Origin of the sequence: uncultured Merdimmobilis sp., assembly GCF_902471145.1 — a bacterium.
In the GTDB taxonomy this organism is placed as follows: domain Bacteria; phylum Bacillota; class Clostridia; order Oscillospirales; family Ruminococcaceae; genus Merdimmobilis; species Merdimmobilis hominis.
Genome location: NZ_CABRJC010000007.1, coordinates 49,178 through 65,845, shown reverse-complemented (window position 1 = coordinate 65,845; position 16,668 = coordinate 49,178). Strand labels below are relative to the sequence as shown.

15 protein-coding genes are annotated in these 16,668 nt (G+C 57.6%); 5 read left to right on the top strand and 10 right to left on the bottom strand.

What is annotated here, in order from left to right:
• Window positions 1–15: 15 nt before the first annotated feature.
• The 3 genes from RDQ42_RS05240 to RDQ42_RS05230 all read right to left on the bottom strand — a co-directional run bounded on the left by RDQ42_RS05240 (window position 16) and on the right by RDQ42_RS05230 (window position 2,635).
• On the bottom strand, window positions 16–573 hold the full coding sequence (locus tag RDQ42_RS05240; protein WP_054331500.1) for a Fe-S-containing hydro-lyase: 558 nt from the start codon (window positions 571–573) through the stop codon (window positions 16–18).
• A gap of 16 nt (window positions 574–589) precedes the next feature.
• The gene (locus RDQ42_RS05235) at window positions 590–1,429 is read right to left on the bottom strand and encodes a fumarate hydratase (RefSeq protein ID WP_071427910.1); all 840 of its coding nucleotides are present in this window, start codon (window positions 1,427–1,429) and stop codon (window positions 590–592) included.
• A 105-nt stretch (window positions 1,430–1,534) separates the two neighbouring features.
• On the bottom strand, window positions 1,535–2,635 hold the full coding sequence (locus tag RDQ42_RS05230) for an FkbM family methyltransferase (RefSeq protein WP_071427908.1): 1,101 nt from the start codon (window positions 2,633–2,635) through the stop codon (window positions 1,535–1,537).
• Between the two features lie 139 nt (window positions 2,636–2,774).
• Between RDQ42_RS05230 and RDQ42_RS05225 the strand changes: the two genes are divergently transcribed.
• Entirely contained in the window at window positions 2,775–3,356 is a 582-nt protein-coding gene (locus RDQ42_RS05225) for an HDIG domain-containing metalloprotein (RefSeq protein WP_054331497.1), read from the top strand.
• A gap of 110 nt (window positions 3,357–3,466) precedes the next feature.
• On the opposite strand, the gene RDQ42_RS05220 is transcribed toward RDQ42_RS05225, so the two are convergent.
• Complete coding sequence (locus RDQ42_RS05220) at window positions 3,467–4,189, bottom strand: TraX family protein (RefSeq protein WP_231358063.1); 723 nt, start codon at window positions 4,187–4,189, stop codon at window positions 3,467–3,469.
• A gap of 166 nt (window positions 4,190–4,355) precedes the next feature.
• Here RDQ42_RS05220 and RDQ42_RS05215 point away from each other — a divergent pair, with 166 nt between their 5' ends.
• On the top strand, window positions 4,356–4,994 hold the full coding sequence (locus tag RDQ42_RS05215) for a TrkA C-terminal domain-containing protein (RefSeq protein WP_308588418.1): 639 nt from the start codon (window positions 4,356–4,358) through the stop codon (window positions 4,992–4,994).
• A gap of 113 nt (window positions 4,995–5,107) precedes the next feature.
• Here RDQ42_RS05215 and RDQ42_RS05210 read toward each other — a convergent pair whose 3' ends face one another.
• The 6 genes from RDQ42_RS05210 to RDQ42_RS05185 form a co-directional block, all read right to left on the bottom strand.
• A complete protein-coding gene (locus RDQ42_RS05210) occupies window positions 5,108–5,335 on the bottom strand; it encodes a hypothetical protein (RefSeq protein ID WP_074026322.1) in 228 nt (75 codons plus the stop codon).
• A 92-nt stretch (window positions 5,336–5,427) separates the two neighbouring features.
• The gene (locus RDQ42_RS05205; RefSeq protein WP_071427904.1) at window positions 5,428–7,407 is read right to left on the bottom strand and encodes a fructose-1,6-bisphosphatase; all 1,980 of its coding nucleotides are present in this window, start codon (window positions 7,405–7,407) and stop codon (window positions 5,428–5,430) included.
• Window positions 7,408–7,799: 392 nt separating this feature from the next.
• On the bottom strand, window positions 7,800–9,164 hold the full coding sequence (locus tag RDQ42_RS05200; RefSeq protein ID WP_231358061.1) for a D-alanyl-D-alanine carboxypeptidase family protein: 1,365 nt from the start codon (window positions 9,162–9,164) through the stop codon (window positions 7,800–7,802).
• 219 nt (window positions 9,165–9,383) lie between these two features.
• The gene (gene pepD / locus RDQ42_RS05195; RefSeq protein WP_308588417.1) at window positions 9,384–10,838 is read right to left on the bottom strand and encodes a beta-Ala-His dipeptidase; all 1,455 of its coding nucleotides are present in this window, start codon (window positions 10,836–10,838) and stop codon (window positions 9,384–9,386) included.
• A 95-nt stretch (window positions 10,839–10,933) separates the two neighbouring features.
• The gene (locus RDQ42_RS05190) at window positions 10,934–12,700 is read right to left on the bottom strand and encodes a hypothetical protein (RefSeq protein WP_231358059.1); all 1,767 of its coding nucleotides are present in this window, start codon (window positions 12,698–12,700) and stop codon (window positions 10,934–10,936) included.
• Window positions 12,701–12,703: 3 nt separating this feature from the next.
• Entirely contained in the window at window positions 12,704–13,279 is a 576-nt protein-coding gene (locus tag RDQ42_RS05185; protein ID WP_071427902.1) for a flavodoxin family protein, read from the bottom strand.
• 231 nt (window positions 13,280–13,510) lie between these two features.
• Here RDQ42_RS05185 and RDQ42_RS05180 point away from each other — a divergent pair, with 231 nt between their 5' ends.
• From RDQ42_RS05180 to RDQ42_RS05170, 3 genes are all read left to right on the top strand, one after another.
• The gene (locus RDQ42_RS05180) at window positions 13,511–14,764 is read left to right on the top strand and encodes a competence/damage-inducible protein A (protein WP_195254310.1); all 1,254 of its coding nucleotides are present in this window, start codon (window positions 13,511–13,513) and stop codon (window positions 14,762–14,764) included.
• Between the two features lie 37 nt (window positions 14,765–14,801).
• Window positions 14,802–15,809, top strand: coding sequence for an alpha/beta fold hydrolase (locus tag RDQ42_RS05175; RefSeq protein ID WP_083386461.1), 1,008 nt, complete (start codon window positions 14,802–14,804; stop codon window positions 15,807–15,809).
• A 495-nt stretch (window positions 15,810–16,304) separates the two neighbouring features.
• Complete coding sequence (locus tag RDQ42_RS05170) at window positions 16,305–16,529, top strand: hypothetical protein (RefSeq protein WP_054331490.1); 225 nt, start codon at window positions 16,305–16,307, stop codon at window positions 16,527–16,529.
• The last annotated feature ends 139 nt before the right edge of the window (window positions 16,530–16,668 follow it).

Below are 16,668 nucleotides of genomic sequence, written 5' to 3'. Positions count from 1 at the left end.
GCTTTTTTCATCGGTTTATTCCTGGGTTTTCAAGTATTCAGCCTTTCCTAGCTCGTAGAGGTTGTTGCCCTCGCAATCGATGACCACCACTGCGGGGAAGTCCACCACCGTCAGCTTGCGGATGGCCTCAGCCCCCAAGTCCTCATAGGCGATCAGCTCCGCTTTCTGCACCTGCTGGGAGAGGAGTGCCCCTGCCCCGCCGATGGCGCCAAAATAAACAGCGCCGTTTTTCTTCATCGACTCCACCACCTCGGGGGAGCGCTTGCCCTTGCCGATCATCCCGGTGAGTCCCATATCCATCAAGGTGGGGGCGTAGGCGTCCATCCGGTAGCTGGTGGTGGGGCCTACTGCTCCAATGGCCCGGCCAGGCTTGGCCGGGGTTGGCCCAGCATAGTAGATGATGGCGTCCTTTATCTCCAGGGGGAGCTTTTCACCCCGCTGGGCTGCCTCCACCAGCCGTTTATGGGCAGCATCCCGGGCGGTGTAGATCACACCGGTGATCAGAACGCTGTCCCCGGCTTTCAGGGTCTTAGTCTGCTCTGTGGTCAAAGGGGTTGTCAGACGGATTTCCATAATTCCACTCCTCCCGTTACAGCACCGCTTCTTTGTGGCGGGTGACATGGCAGTTGATGTTGACTGCACAGGGCAGCCCGGCGATATGGGTGGGCAGCGCCTCCACATTGACCTTCAGGGCGGTGGTTTTCCCGCCGAAGCCCTGAGGCCCGATGCCCATCCGGTTGATCTTCTCCAAAAGCTCCCGTTCCAACTCCTCGTAGTAGGGGTCGGGGTTGTAGGAGTCCAGAGGGCGGATCAGCGCCCGTTTGGCGATGGTGGCGGCCTTGTCAAAGGTGCCGCCGATGCCCACCCCCACCACGATGGGCGGGCAGGGGTTGGGGCCGGCCTCCCGCACCACCTGGAGGACGAATTCCTTAACCCCCTCCAACCCGTCAGACGGGCGAAGCATCTTGATCTGGCTCATGTTTTCACTGCCGAAGCCCTTGGGTGCAACGGTGATCTTCAGCCCGTCACCGGGGACGATGTCGTAATAGATCATGGCCGGGGTGTTGTCCTTGGTGTTGACCCGGCGCAGGGGGTCACCCACCACCGAGCAGCGCAGGCAGCCATCATGGTAGCCCTGGCGCACCCCCTCATGGATGGCCTCCTCCAGATTGCCGGCCACATGCACTTCCTGGCCGATTTCCACAAAGACGCAGGCCATGCCGGTATCCTGGCAGATGGCGATCTCATGTTCCGCGGCGATTTCATAGTTTTTTACCAGGTTGTCCAGGATGCCCTGGGCCACCGGCCAGGTTTCCTCCCGGCGGCTGCACCGGATGCACTCCTTGACATCCTCCCCCAAATGGCAGTTGGCGTCGATGCACAGCTGGCGCACCGCCTGGGTGACGGCCTTTGATTCAATCTCTCTCATAGCATTCCCTCCTGTTGGATAAATGGCGGAAAAATTGCGTTTCTTCTGGTTTCAGTATAGCACAAACCCCGATTACCGCAAGGGGTTTGGAGATTTTTGGGATAATTATGCAGGATTTTCTTCATTTTTGGTGGTTTTCACCCCATAGAGGATGATCTCCCACGCTGGGATATAGGGGTGTTTGCGCAGGTAAAACCGGTAATCCGGCCGCAGGGAGTGGAGGTACAAGGGGAGCTGGAACAGGTCTTCGCTGCGGTGATAGGCGGCTACGCTCAGCTTTGGGCCCCACCGCCGGATGGATTTTGCCGCCCCGCGAAGGGCTGCCAGCTCCTCCCCTTCCACGTCCAGCTTCATATAGGTGACCGGCCGGCCCGCCAGAAGGTTGTCCACCGTCTCCACCGGCACCACCCCTTTCCCCGCCTGGGTGAGGGCGCAGTGCCGCCCCTCTTTGGCCCGGAACCGGAGCTTCCCCGGCTGGCCGCTGACCGCCAGGTTGTGGCACTCCAGATCCCCATACCCCTCCCGCTGGGCCCGATCCAACAGGCGGCGGTAGTTTTTGGGGTCAGGCTCCACCGCGATGGCATGGGCCCATCCCCCGGCTATCTGCTGCAATTCTGCCAGAGTGTCCCCGTCGAAGGCCCCCAGATCCAGGCATCTCTCTTTTCCGGTGAGATGGAGCACCGCGGGGCCCAAATCCTCCGCCCTCTGGCTGGTGCAGCGGTCTAAATAGCAGAGCTTGCCGCTCACCTTAAAGTCTAAAAGATCCACCAGCACCTGGCGGGATCTCTCATCGGCCAAAAGGCGGTACACCTGGTCCAGCTCCCCCTCGTGGGTGGCGGCATATTCCCAGGTAAACAGCTCCTCCCCCACCACCGGCAGGTCGGGGACATACAGGGTGTGCCGCTGGCCTAAAGTGTGAATCCAGTCCATCAGCTCCGGCTGAAAGGCGGCAAAACAGAGGAGGATGACCGGTTCCCCCGCCTCCGCCTCCACCTGCCCAAGGGTCTTCACTGGGAATCCAGCGAAGCTCTGGCCCCGCACATAGCCATCACTGGCAAACACCCCTGCAATGGGGATCCCAAACTGGGCGGCAGCCGTGAGGGCCTTCTGGGCGCCGTCCCCCATGCCGTATAGGTAAATGGGCCGGGTCTCCCGCCGGAGTATATCCCACAGGGATTCCCGTTCCCGCAGCAAACTTAGAATCATGGCAGTTCCTCTTTCCGCCGCTGTGTGCGGCTTTCCCCCTTATTGTACTATCTTTGGCCCCGTGGTGCAAACAGATTGCAACCCCGCCCTGGACGTGCTATGATGATACCATGAAAATGATGCAAAGGGAGGATTTTATATGACCACACCCTGCACCCGGCAGGAGGCTTTGGAGCACCTGAAAGAACACGTCCACACCGATTCCCTGATGAAGCATTCCCTGGCGGTGGAGGCTTCCATGCGCCACTTTGCCCGCTATTACGGCGAGGATGAGGAATATTGGGGGATGGTGGGCCTCCTCCACGACATTGATTACGGCGAGTTCCCCGAGGAACATCTGGACCATGCCCCCGAGATGCTGCGGGGCTATGGGTTTGACGAGGCGTTTATCCGCCACGTCCTCAGCCACGGGTACAACCTGCGCAACCAGGTGGAGCCCATCCACCCCATGGAAAAAGTCCTCTACACAGTGGACGAGCTCTCCGGGTTTATCACCGCCTGTGCCTTGGTCCGCCCCAGCAAAAGCGTGCTGGATTTGGAGGTCAAATCGGTGAAGAAAAAGTTCAAGCAGGACAGCTTTGCCGCCGCCGTCAACCGGGGGGTCATTCAGGACGGTGCCGACCGGATGGGTATGCCCCTGGAAGAGGTCATGGCCGAGACCATCCTGGGCCTGCGGGAAGCCGCCGACGCCCTCGACCTGGGGATGCACAGCGCCCAATAAAGGAAACCCGGCGGATTCTGCAATAGAATCCGCCGGGTTGTCTATTTGAAGAATTTTCCTCATTTTACAGCAACGCAAAGATATATCGAGAGAAAATTCTACTCAATGTATTAAATCTGCCAAGGCATGTATTTGATATAGGTCTTGCAGGCCCACAGCAACAGCAGGACCAGAGGATAAGACCAGTAAAAGGGCAACCGCTTGGATTTGCGGCCCAGCTGGCCGTTGTACATGGAAAGGGGGATCACCGCCAGCAGCATCCACATATTGGCAGTCAGCAGGAAAAAGATTTCAAAGTTGGCAATCAGCCCACTGGAGAGCATCATCATAAAGGCGGGCAGGGTCATGGCCAGGGCCACCAGGCCGATGGAGATCGCCAGCTTCTTAGGCTCGTTGCCCAGGGTGTAGATGAAAAAGATCAGCATGACTCCAAACAGGCTGTATTGGGTCTTTAAGATAGTCGCCACCATGGCGCAGAGCAGCGGCAGCATCATGGTCCCGCTGCTGCGGTCCTTTTGGGAGGCAAAGAGGCACAGGGCCACATATCCCAACACCATGGTAAACAACAGGTTCTGGCTTTTTAGATCCACCGGTACGCCGGAATAAAACAGGTCATAGGGCATCTCCGCCAAAAAGGCGAAAATCAGCAGGCGGTAGAGGTAAAACTTGTGATTGGAGGTTTTGCGAAAGCCCTCCACAATCAAAAAGGCAAAAATCGGCAGGGCCAGCCGGCCGATAATCCGGGGGATGATCGCCGCGGGGAAATAGGCGTCCCCCACCAAATCCACAATCAGGGCCAAAACGCCCAAGATTTTTAGGGCAAAGCTTGACATATTCTTCCTCCCATTGTTCTGTGTGATGTGATACTATTATAGAATACCCTACCAAGGGGCCAAAGGCAAGTCCCAGTTTTCCCCCACCGGTGGTTTACTTTGTCCCCCGAGTGTGCTACTCTTATAGGTAGTAGGAATGACTTTCTAGAATGTTGAGGTGTTCATTGTGGCTGGCGACCGTAAAACCGGGGCTCCCGTCTATCAGCAAATTGCCATCGACCTGGCAACCAAAATCAGCAACGGCAAATTCCGGCCTGGCGAGCGCATCAGCGGGCGCTCCACTATGGCGGGGCATTACAATGTCTCGCCGGAGACCATCCGCCGGGCGGTCAGCATTTTGGAGGATGCCGGGGTGGTTGCCGCGCGCCCCCAGGCGGGGATTGAAATTCTCTCCCGGGACAAAGCGGTGGAGCTGGTCCACAAATTCCGGGACATCGAAGCCTTGACCGCCATCAAAAACAACATCTGCGAACTGCTGCAAAGCATCACCCGCCAGCAGATCGAATTGCAGGAAAATGTCCGGCTCCTCATCGAGAGCAGCGAACGGTATAAGACCCTCAACCCCTTTATGCCCTTTGAGCTTCAGATTGCCCCTGGTTCCCTAGTGGTGGGGCAGAGCCTTTCCTCCGCCCGGTTTTGGAACAACACCGGCGCCACCATCATCGGCATTAAGCGTGGGGAGGAGACCATCCTCTCCCCTGGGCCCAACACCGAACTGCGGGCAAGGGATATCCTGGTCTTTATCGGCGATGACGAGACCTATTTCCGCACCAGCAGTTTCCTTAGCCGTACGGCAGAGGAATAGCTGCTCCCCCTTCTCCCCCGGCGCAGCCAGGGGAGATTTTTTCATCCACCTCCAGCGCCAAAAAAGGGAACGGGCCAACTAGCTCGTTCCCTTTTTTCTTTTGCTTGCAGCGGTTATTCCTCTGTGCCCCTCAGCTCCGACAGATCTTCCGGGAGGGTGAAGAGAATCTCCTCCCCTTTGTTGATCACCAGACAGGGGATTCCGATGCGCCCCTGTTCCCGCATGGCGTCAAACTGGGGGCAGTTGTCCCGGTATTTGAGGAATTGTTTGAGGGGAAGCATCCCCGACGTGATATCCACCGGGCGGAATGGGACATTGGCCTGTGAAAGAGCCTCTTTCATAGCGGGACAGCTGGGTCAATGCTCACTGGTGAACAGGATAATGTCTTTCATAGTTGTCACTCCTTTTTATTGGTCCTATGGTTTCGGGGCGGTTAATGTTCCGCCTCTTTGATGATGCCGGTGCGGTAGGCGTCCAGCAGCTTTTTCAGGCTTTCAATCTGCTCTTTGATATCGGCGCCGGTGTCGGTGTACTCCACCGTGCAGCGGCGGTCCAATACTTCAAAGATCTTGGAGGTGGAGAGAATATCCTGGTTGTCCTCAATGGCCTGCTGCACACTGGTAAACGGCCCGTGGGAGATGAGGCGCATGCCGTAGGAGTTGTAAATCAGGGTGTAGCCGGCAATGCCGGTGGTTTTTTGATAGGCACGGCAGAACCCGCCGTCGATGACAATCAGCTTGCCGTCTGCCTTTACCGGGTTTTCCCCATCTTTGGTCTTGACCGGAACATGGCCGTTGACAATGTGGGAGACCTCCGGGTTCAGGCCGAATTCCTCCAGGATGCGCCGGCAGGCGTCCCCGTGGACGGTGTATTTGTAATAGGGGTTCTTGTGCTCCTCCCAGGATGCTTTATCCTCTACCAAATAACGCTCAAAGGTGGTCATACGGTCTTTGCCAAACAGGGGGGAATTTGGGCCGCACCACATATACCACATAAAATCCTGGCCCTTGAGTTTTTCCGGGCTCTCAAACCGGCTGAAAAAGGCGTTGCGGGCCATTTTCTCCGCCTGATCCATCAGGCCCCGGCCGCTGACCACCTGTCCGCCGATCTCCATTTTGGTGAAGGAGCCGTCCTCCTCCATGGGGATGCAGCCGTGGTACAGCAAATTGGAGTTGTAGCATTTGTACAGGGCGCCCGCCGAGTAGAGGAACCGGACATGGCGCTGCAATTTTTCGCTGTGAAGGAAGGAGCTTTTCAGCTGGTCCATGACCTCCCGTTCCCGCTCGGTGAGGGCATAGGGGTCTTTGGGGTCGATGGTGGGGAAATCCCAGTCCCGGATGGGGTAATCCACCCCGCCGATCCGGACTGTTTTCGCTTCGTAGTTGATCTTGTCCAGCAAGAGGCGGTCTTCCATCCGGTACTCCGGGTTGCGGCGGATGATCTGTCCTTCCAGCTTAAACTGGATGACCACAATGGCTTTATGAAGCTTGGAATCCAGCACAATGTCGTTGGAATTGTACTTCTGCTGGCTGGATACCTTAGGGGTAAAGCAGCTGCAATCCCCCTGGTAGGTCTCCTGGGCGAAGGTGACCAGCGGCCGCAAGCTGATGCCGTACCCGCTCTCAATCATGTCCAAGTTGGCGTATTTCAGGCTGTTGTTGAGGACGTTTGCAATGCAGGCTTCGCTGCCCGCGGCGGCACCCATCCACAGGATGTCGTGGTTGCCCCACTGGATGTCCACGCTGTGGTGCTGTTCCAGCAGGTCCATAATCACATCGGCCCGGGGGCCCCGGTCAAAGATATCCCCCACCACGTGGAGGTGGTCCACCGCCAGCCGCTTGATCAGCGTCGCAAGGGCGATGATGAAGGCGTCCGCCCGGTCGATGTCCACAATGGTGTCGATGATTTTGTTGTAGTACTGCTCCTTGTTGCGGGCGTCGTAGTTGGTGTGCAGCAGCTCATCGATGATGTAGGCAAAATCGCTGGGCAGGGCTTTGCGCACCTTGGAACGGGTGTATTTGGAGGAGACCCACCGGCAGACTTCAATGAGCCGGTGAAGGGTCACCCGGTACCACTGGTGGAGGTTGGGCACCTCCTCTTTGATCTTCTCCAGCTTCTCTTCCGGGTAATAGATTAAGGTGGCAAGGCTGGCGCGCTCGTCGTCGAACACGCTGTTTCCGAACACAATGTCCACCTTTTCCCGGATGACGCCGGAGCAGTTGTTGAGGATGTGCAAAAACGCCTCATGTTCCCCGTGGAGGTCGCTCATAAAATGCTCGGTCCCTTTGGGGAGGTCAAGGATTGCCCGCAGGTTGATGATTTCAGAGGATACGGTCTGAATGGTGGGAAAACGTTTGGAAAGCAGCTTGAGGTATTTGACTTCCTCCGCTGAGAATTGGTCTTGTCTATCCATCGGTACACTCCTTCTAATCGTATTGGCCGCATACTCCGGCCCCTGGATGCAAGGCGATTGCGCTGCCCGCTGCGGGATCGTTCCCCGCAGCCGGTTCTCTTTACGACCATTATAGCATAAATTGAGAAAAATATTGGAGATTTCCAGCCAATCTTTTGCACAAAAAGCTGGTAGAATTGAACGAAGCCGAGCCCTTTTCTCCCTGCAACGCCTTCGCTGAAAGCCGGCACAGCGGTCTGTGGCCCATCCTCTTATCCAGATCCTGGAAAGGACAAGCCCTTTACACCAAATCGGGATTTTGGCCCTAAAAAAGGGAGAAACCCGTCGGGGAATGGCCCATTTTCCAAGGAAATAGCCTCCATCAGACAAAAAAAACGGGCCCAAACGGCCCGTTACAGTTTGATATCATATTGTTTGCGGCGCAGGCGCTCCAATTCTGCCCGCTTTTGCAGCAGCATCTTCCGGTGCTTTTTGCGGTTGCGCAGAACCATCCACTTGCGGATCAACAAAAGGATGGTAATGACCACAAAAAGGATAAGGGCACCAATGGCCATGGTGAGGAGCAACCGCCCAGTCTCCTGAAGGAGCCAGAGGATCCCTTCCCAGGTGCCTCCCTCCCCGCTTTCGGAGAGAAGCAAGGTCTGGTCCTGCTGGATGGCCACCTGCCCCAGCACTGGGTACATCACAGAGGTATCCTCCGGCAGGGAGAAATAGATGTTCCAGTCCACCTCCTGGCCTTCGGCCACTACCGCAGGAGGGCCATAGGTGATGGAGACATCCTGCTGGCTCAGCGAATTGTGGAGGAGGAAGGTGAAATCGTTTTCTGCCAAGCAGTCCACTGTGGCGGAGGTTTTGCCGTTTTTCTGGATCTCCACCTTGTGGGTGCCCATCATGGAACGTTTGATGGTAGCAGGGGAAAAGCTGCCAAACCCATAGTCCAAAAGAGCTTGTGTGTCTTTGTATTTGCCTGCGCTGCTGGCGCAGTCCAGCACCACGCAGATCAATTCCCGGCCGTCCCGCTGGGCCACTGTGACCATGGTGTTGCCCGCTTCCTCTGTCCAGCCCAGCTTGCCGCCCACGATCCCCTCACAGTAATAGGGGCTGTTTTTCTTCATCATATCGCTTTGGTTGATAAAGGGGCGGGCTTCGGTGTTTTTATCGGTGGGTTCCATGGTGTAGCTCAAAGTGCCAAATACCTTGGTAAATTCCGCATTTTGCAGCGCTTCCCGGGTGATGAGGGCCATATCCTTGGCGGTGGTGTAATGGTCGTCCTCCGGCAGGCCGCTGGGATTGGTGAAATGGGTGCCGGTTGCCCCGATCTTTTGGGCCCGGTCGTTCATCATCTGGGCAAAGTCCTCCTGGCTGCCCGCCACTTTTTCCGCCAGGACATTGCAGGCGTCGTTGGCGCTCATCAACATGGCGGCATAGACCATCTGCTCTACTGTGACCGTCTCCCCCGGCACCAAGCCGATGTGGGTGACGTCATAATACTGGATGGCCGCGTCCTCGCTGACGGTGGCCTGGTCGGTGAGCTGGAGGTTCTCCAAAGCCAGCAGCACCGTCATAATCTTGGTGATGCTAGCGGGATAGCGCTGTTCCTCCATGTTTTTCCCATAGAGGATCTGCCCAGTTTGAGCATCCATCAAAATGGCGGCAGTGGATTCCAGGGCAGGCGGGGCGGTGTCGGCGGCAAATGCTCCGATTGCCAGCCAAACCGGCAGCAGCACCGCCAGCAGAATTGCTGTAATTTTTCGCATGGTTCTAATTCCTCTTTGTATCGGCAAGACCCCCTCCCAGAGGAGGAAGATGAATGATTCGTGCAGGACAAGGTCTTTGTCCATTATAACAAAAAGAGCGGCGATTTCCAACAAAAGCCGGAAATTTTCACCGGATGTTCACAAGAACCCATTTCCGGCTCCCAACAGAAAAATCCCCCGGGGCAGGATGCCTCGGGGGATGCTGCAATTCTGGGAAAACTATTTGCACAAGGTCTCCAGGAGTTCCACCAGGAAGTTCCAGACCCGCTCGAAAGAAGCCAGGTTCAGCTTCTCCTCCGGGGTGTGGGCACCCATGGCCAAGGGGCCCATGGTGACGATGTCCAGGTCGGGGATGCGGTCTTTGAAGACGCCGCACTCCAATCCGCCGTGGACCGCTTTAATGACCAGGTCTTCGCCGGTCTGCTTCTTATAAACATCCATGCAGATCTGGCGGAAGGCGGAGTCCTTCTCATACTTCCAGCCGGGGAAGTCGGAGTAGTAGCTGTGGGAAGCGCCGTATTTCTCCGCCAGGGTACAGATCTCCTCGCCCAGGTTGGCCTTGATGGTGCCATCCGCCGAGCGGATAAACATGGTGATGACCACCTTCTCCTCCTCGGTCTTGACCACCGCTTCGTTGACCGAGCAGATGACCAGGCCGGGGATCTCCATGCTCATGGTGCGCACGCCGTAGGGGAGCAGATACATCAAATCAATCAGCTCGGCAGAGCAGCCAGGGCAGAACATCCGATCCCCGTGGGCGGGGTTCTCCTCCACCTCCAGGCGGAATCCGGCGTCGGTGACCGCCAGTTCAGCCTTGACCTCCGCCTCCACTTTCTTGGCGATCTGTACCGCTTTGCCCAGCTGGTCGGCAGGCAGGGCGGCGAGGACATCGCACTCCCGGGGGATGGCGTTCATCTTGGAGCCGCCGTCCACATTGATCAGGGAGATGGCGCATTCCTTTTTGATCTCGTGAAGGACGCGGGCCATGATCTTGTTGGAGTTTCCCTTCTCCTGGTGGATGCAGGAGCCGGAATGGCCGCCGTCCAGGCCGCGGACCCGCAAAGCCAAGGAGGCACCGGCAAAGGGGATCCAGTGGTTGGGCTTCTCAATGGTGACGCCCAAACCGCCGGCAGCGCTTACAAGCACATACCCCTCGGGGCCGGCATCCATGTTGAGCAGCCGTTTGGCGGAGATGCGGCTGCAATCAAAACCGAAGGCGCCTTCCAGGCCCACTTCCTCCCGGACGGTGAAGAGGCACTCCAACGGCGGGGGTTTCAGGTCGTTGCGGGCCAAGAGGGCCATCATGTACACCACGGCATTGGCGTTGTCCGCGCCCAGGGTGGTGCCGGAGGCCTTCAGCCAGCCGTCCTCAATCCGCAGCTTCAGAGGATCCTTGGTGAAGTCGTGGACGGTGTCGTTGTTTTTCTCACAAACCATGTCGGTATGGCCTTGGATGAGGATGGGAGGCAGGTTTTCACAGCCCTTGGAGCCGGGTTTCTTCATAAAGACGTTGAACAGCTCATCCCGGTAGCACTCGATGCCGTGGGCGGCGGCGAAGTCCACCAGGTATTGGCTGACGGCCTCCTCATTGTAGGAGCCGTGGGGGATCTGGGCGATCTCCTCAAAATAACGCAGGGCGTCTTCCGGTTGGTAGCCTTTGGTGATGTATTCCATATTCTGTCCTTCCTTTCTCAAAGAAAATTGAATAATCTTGTCTACCAGTATAGTACGGAATCCTTATAATTTCAACTGTTTAAATGATGAAAGTATCACATTCCCAATCCTTCTATCCCAAGGCGGGCTTCGGTGATGCCAATCCCCCCGCCAGCCGGCGCGCTGTAGGAAAACAGCACCCGGTTGTCCTCGGTGACGGCGGCGATGCGGGTCTGCGCCCCGGTGACCCAGACCCCAGTGTCCACTGCCTGGCCGGTGGCCAGGTTGAGGGCGTAGAGGCGGGTTTCCCCATTCTTCTGGCCAAAGTAATAGGCCATCTCCCCAAAGGCGACCGGGTCGGGGATTATGCCGGTGTAAGGCACCTCATAGACGGTGAAAGCGCCGCTGTCAAACCGGTACCGCTGTACCAATGTGGGCAGCTGTCCCTCCTGGTACCGAACCACGGTGAAGCCGTCCCGGTCAAAGTAATCGCTGGTGGTATAGCCTACGGGGATGTCGATAAGCTGCACCGTGTTTTTCCCCAAATCGAAGTAGCCGTAGCCCGGCCCTGCTTCATAGGAGACCCGTCGGGCCATCAGCCGGGTGTTGTCCAGGAAGATAATGCCTTTGTACATGTCCCCCGCCTGCCCTGGGCTGGGGCCGGTGGAAAGCTTGGGATGGGCACCCCGCAGGGTCTTCTCCCCGGTGGCCAGATCCACGGTGTAAAGGCCGGCATCGCCCACAAACGCCAAGGTCTGGCCGTCGGGGGAGAGGGCGACCGTCTCAAAATACAGTTCTTCCCCCACCAACTGGGACAGGTTGTCTATGGTCTTGACCTTTTGGAAATTTTTGTCCAGTACCACGATTTTAACCCCTTCCCCCTCCCGGAAATAGAAGGCCATATCCTCCCCATAGGGGGTGACGTCGAAGAGGTGGTCGTTGATGTCGCTGTAGGTGAAGGTGGTCTCCCCCTTCACCTCTCCATCCGGCCCCAGGAGGAGGCAATAGGTCTCCGGTTCCCTTTGGCTGTAGTCGGTGGACCAGAGCAGAAGGTCCTCACCCCAAGTGACGAGAGTGACCCCTGCATTTGCCAAATCCTCCGCCGTCAGGCCGCCCAGGGAAGTCAAAGGTGAAAAGCCGCCGGTCTTGATCTCCGGCTGGTTGACCAGGTAGCTGGACTTGCTGACAATCTGCCAGCCGCCCTCCTCCCCAGCCCGCAGGGTCAGCTCGTGGATCTTTTGCAGTTTCTCCCCCGCCTTATCGGTTTTTTTCAGCCGGTTATAGTCCTCCAGCACCACCGTGACCGTGCCGTCACCGTTGTCTGCTGCCTCCCGGATAGCCACATAGAGGTCGTTCTCCCCCACCTTATAGCTGCCGTAGGGGTAGCCGCCATTGGGATAGGAGCCGTTGACCCAGGTGTTAAAAGTTTTCTCCTCCGGGTTGTACCAGCCAAGCTCCCCCAGGGACTTCAGATTCTCCTCCAGCTGGTCGCCGAAATACTGCTGTGCCTGCTGGAATACCACATCCTCGGGGATGACCCATTCATCCAGCCCCTCACCGGGCACCCGGTAGGGTTCGGCGGTGCCGGTGGCCTCCATTTGTTCCACAATATAATTGAGGGCCGCATAGCTGTCAACCTCCTGGGGAGAGGAAAAGTCATCCTCCAAAAGGTGCTTGGAAGCGATGCAGACGGTGCTCTCCCACAGGGATTGATAGTCCTCCTCTGGGATGGCAGCGGGCTGCTGCCCGCTGGAGCTTGCGCCTTCGGAAGAACTTTGGGCGTCGCCGGAGCCTCCGCCTGGCTGCTGGCAGCCGCCCAGGGCACCAGCCGCCAAAAGGGTGGATAGAAGCAAGGCGGCCAGCCGCCGATTGATTCTCTTCATATGTTAATCCTCCAATTTTTTCAGCAGCCAGGCCATATTTTCCCCCAGCACCCGGAAGGTCTCGATGCCCTCGGCATCCTTCTCATAGTCCCCTTCGTTCAGAGCCAGGGTCATATTCCAGTACCGTGAAGTTGGGATGATCATCTGAGAGATGCCGAAGAAGTAGTTGATGGCCGCATAGGTGAAGTTGGAACCCGCCCGCCGCACGGCGATGACTGGGGCGCCCACCTTCCGCTTGAGGGCCGCGCCGTTGGCCCCAGCCAACATGCCGCACCGGTCGATGAGGGCTTTGGTCTCGGTGGAGACGTTGCCGTAATACACCGGCGACCCGATGAGGATGCCGTCGGCCTCCACCATTTTGTCAAAAAAGCCATTCATCCCGTCATCCCCCAGGATACAGCGGTGCTCTGGGTTCTCCCGGCAGCCATTGCAGCCCTGGCAGCCCCACAGCAGCTTGCCGCCCACCTGGACGATCTCGGTCTCGATGCCGTTTTGCTCCAGCACCTGGCAGACGGTTTTCAGCGCGTGGTAGGTGTTCCCGTTTTTGCGGGGGCTTCCGTTAAATGCCACTACTTTCATCTGTGTTCATCCTTTCTGCGTTCCCTTTGGGGCGTGGGGTCCTCTCCCCCTTCTTTGGCTCCATTATAGCATAAAGTTTGCACAAAGTTTGCGCAAACTGGAAAAAGGCGGCGGATACTTTCCCCGGAACCCCCTCAATTTTCCAAGGTCAGAAAAAACAGTTGAATTATCCCCAGGTTTTGACTATCATAAAAGTATTCCAGTTTCACCGAACAAGGGGGTTTGTCTTATATGAAAGCGGAAATCCTATGCATTGGAACCGAGCTGCTGCTGGGGGATATCGTCAACACCAACGCGGCGTTTTTGGCGCAAAAATTGGCCCAGATGGGCATCGAAGTATACCATCAAACGGTGGTGGGGGACAACCCAGAACGGCTGAAAACCGCCCTGGGGGAGGCGTTCTCCCGCTGTGACCTGGTTCTGACCACCGGCGGCCTTGGCCCCACCTACGACGACCTGACCAAGGAGACGGTGGCCCAGTACTTTGGCCGGGAGATGGTCACCACCGAGGAACAGCTCACCATCCTCAAAAACCGGTTTGCAGCCCTGGGCCACGGCATGACCGAAAACAACCTGAAACAGGCCGCCATGCCAGAGGGCGCCACTGTGCTGCCCAACCCCAATGGCACCGCCCCCGGCCTCATTGTGGAGGGGGACGGTAAAATCGCCGTCCTGATGCCCGGCCCTCCCAAGGAGATGCAGCCGATGATGGAGAATTCGGTGATCCCTTACCTGATGGAAAAATCGGGGCAGATCCTCCTCTCCCGGACATTGCATGTTTTCGGGGTAGGGGAATCCACGGTGGAATACCTCCTCAAGGACCTGATGACTGGGAGCCGCAATCCCACCCTGGCCCCCTATGCCAAAATGGGGGAAGTCACCCTGCGGATCACCGCTAAAGCCAAAGATGAGGCAGAGGCCAACGCCCTCATCGACCCCATGGAGGCCAAGGTGCGGGCGATTCTCGACCCCAAGGCCATTTATGGGGTCAATGTGGCCGGCTTGCAGGACGCTTTGGTGAAAGAGCTTACCCAGCGGGGCCTAAAGATCGCCACAGCGGAAAGCTGCACCGGCGGCTACATCTCCAAGCGGATCACCGAAGTCCCCGGTTCCTCTGCGGTGCTGGACGGCGGGGTGGTCAGCTATTCCAATGAGATCAAAGAAAAACTGCTGGGCGTCTCCCACGGGACTTTGGTTCAGCACGGCGCCGTCAGCCGGGAGACCGCCCTGGAGATGGCCCGGGGCATCCGCAGCCTCTGCGGCGCAGACATCGGGGTCTCCACCACTGGCATCGCCGGCCCAGGAGGCGGTACGGCGGAAAAGCCGGTGGGCCTTGTCTATCTCTGCGTCTCCAGCCCCTGGCGGGAAGAGGTGTTTGAACTTCACCTGGCCCGGTTCTCCACTACCCTGCGGGAGGACATCCGCTATATGGCCTCTTCCCACGCCCTGTACCAGGCGCTGCTCACCGCCCGCATGAAACCGTAAATATTCAACCAATCAACAAGAATAGGTGGATAACTCCATGATTTTTTCCCGGAAAACCCCTCCCCAACCGACCCCATACGGCATCGCCCAACTCAAGGAGATCCCCTTGGGCGGCGTCAAACAGTGGGTCCTCATCCGCGGGGAGAATGTGCGAAAGCCAGTCCTGCTCATCCTCCATGGGGGGCCGGGCATGAGCCTTATCAGCATATCCTCCGCCTTTTTCCGCCAGCTGGAGAAGGATTTTGTGGTGGTCAACTGGGACCAGCGGGGCTCCGGCCTCTCCTATGACCCGGATCTGGATGAGAAGACCATGAACATCCGCCAGTTTGTTTCCGATATCTGCGAATTGAGCGAGTACCTGCGCCGCCGCTTCCACAAGGAGAAGATCTTCCTCCTGGGCCATTCCTGGGGCAGCCTGATCGGCACCCTGGCGGTAAAACAGGCCCCGGAGCTCTTCTATGCCTATGTGGGGGCCGGCCAGGTGGTGGATATGGCCCGCAATGAGGAAATTGCCTACCAGGAGCTTTTGGACTTCGCCCAGAAGGAAAATCGCCCCGGTCTGCTCTCCAAGCTGGAGGAGATGGGCCCGCCCCCCTATCAAAAGCCAGTGGACACCATGATCCTCCGCTTCGGGCTGACCATGACCCACAGGGACGCCTGGAACGGAGACGTCTCGATGCGCAAAAAGATTTTCCGGGCGGCCTTTGCCTCCAAGGAGTACCGGGCGGCTGACCTGGCCCGGTATCTGAAAGCCACCTCTTTTTCCATGAAGAACCTGTGGTGGCAGGCCGTGGAGGTGGATTTGAAGCGGGAAGCCCCGGACCTTAGCATCCCCTGCATCTACATCCTGGGCCGCAACGACCAGATTGTGCTCCCCCAGCTTTCAGTGGAGTACTATGACCTTCTCAAAGCGCCTTACAAAAAGCTGATCTGGTTTGAGGGCTGTGGCCATTCGATGATGTACGAGCAGCCAGAGAAGTTCCAGCAGGTGGTCGCCGAAGAATTGATGCCCTTTGTGCCAAAGCTCCCAAAGCCCAAAGGTTAACGAAAAAACCCCGCCCCTGCCGTATTAACACGGCAGGGGCGGGTTTTGTTTGGATTCATCGCCTTGAGAAACCTCCAATCCCCCTTTCCCCCAACAGGTGAAAACAGGGAAGGCCCCCGCGCCGCCCAAGGTATTCCTCCACTGCACTGCTGGGATAGAAGCCTCCCTCAGAAAAAAGTTCCCCTGCCGCAAGTTAACGCCAAACTAGAAATTGAGTCTGAAATGAGCCTGTCTTCTGGCAAAAGGGGACTATTCCGGTTTCCTCAGCCCAGCCCGTCCCGCCTGGGGCAAACACACCCCTCTCCATTTCCACATATCCTGTATTGTGGCCTCCTAAAATGGTACAAATCCCCACTGCCGCCAGAAGCCGACAAGACTGCCCGCGATCTCCCTGTTTTTGAACCGGGCCGTGGCCAGCAGGCGGCCTGGGTTCATTTCCTCCAATAAAGGGACCACCCCCTTATTTCCAAGTCCGCCAAAGGAAGGAGAAGGACAATGGAGACCTCCAACAACACCACCATGTGTGCAACCGTGTGCAGGGTGCAGCGCTGCTGTCTGTGCGTCTGTGACCACTGTACCAACCAAGAAGTCCTGGTGCATTCCAACTGCGCCTGCCGCTTCCACGTGGGCGACAGGGTGTGCATCCACTACAACGGTGTGATGACCCGGAGCATTCCGCCCCAAATCACCGCCGCCTGTATTGAGCGCATTTCCTGCTGACCAGCCATGGTTCCGAAATACCCTGGCCTCTTCCGAGAGGCCGGGGTATTTTCTCGGCCCTGCGCTGCAAGACAGTGTGGCCCCATCCATTGGGGCGGATGGCCAAGCCCCTTTGTTTCCCTTGGTTTTAGGGATTTTA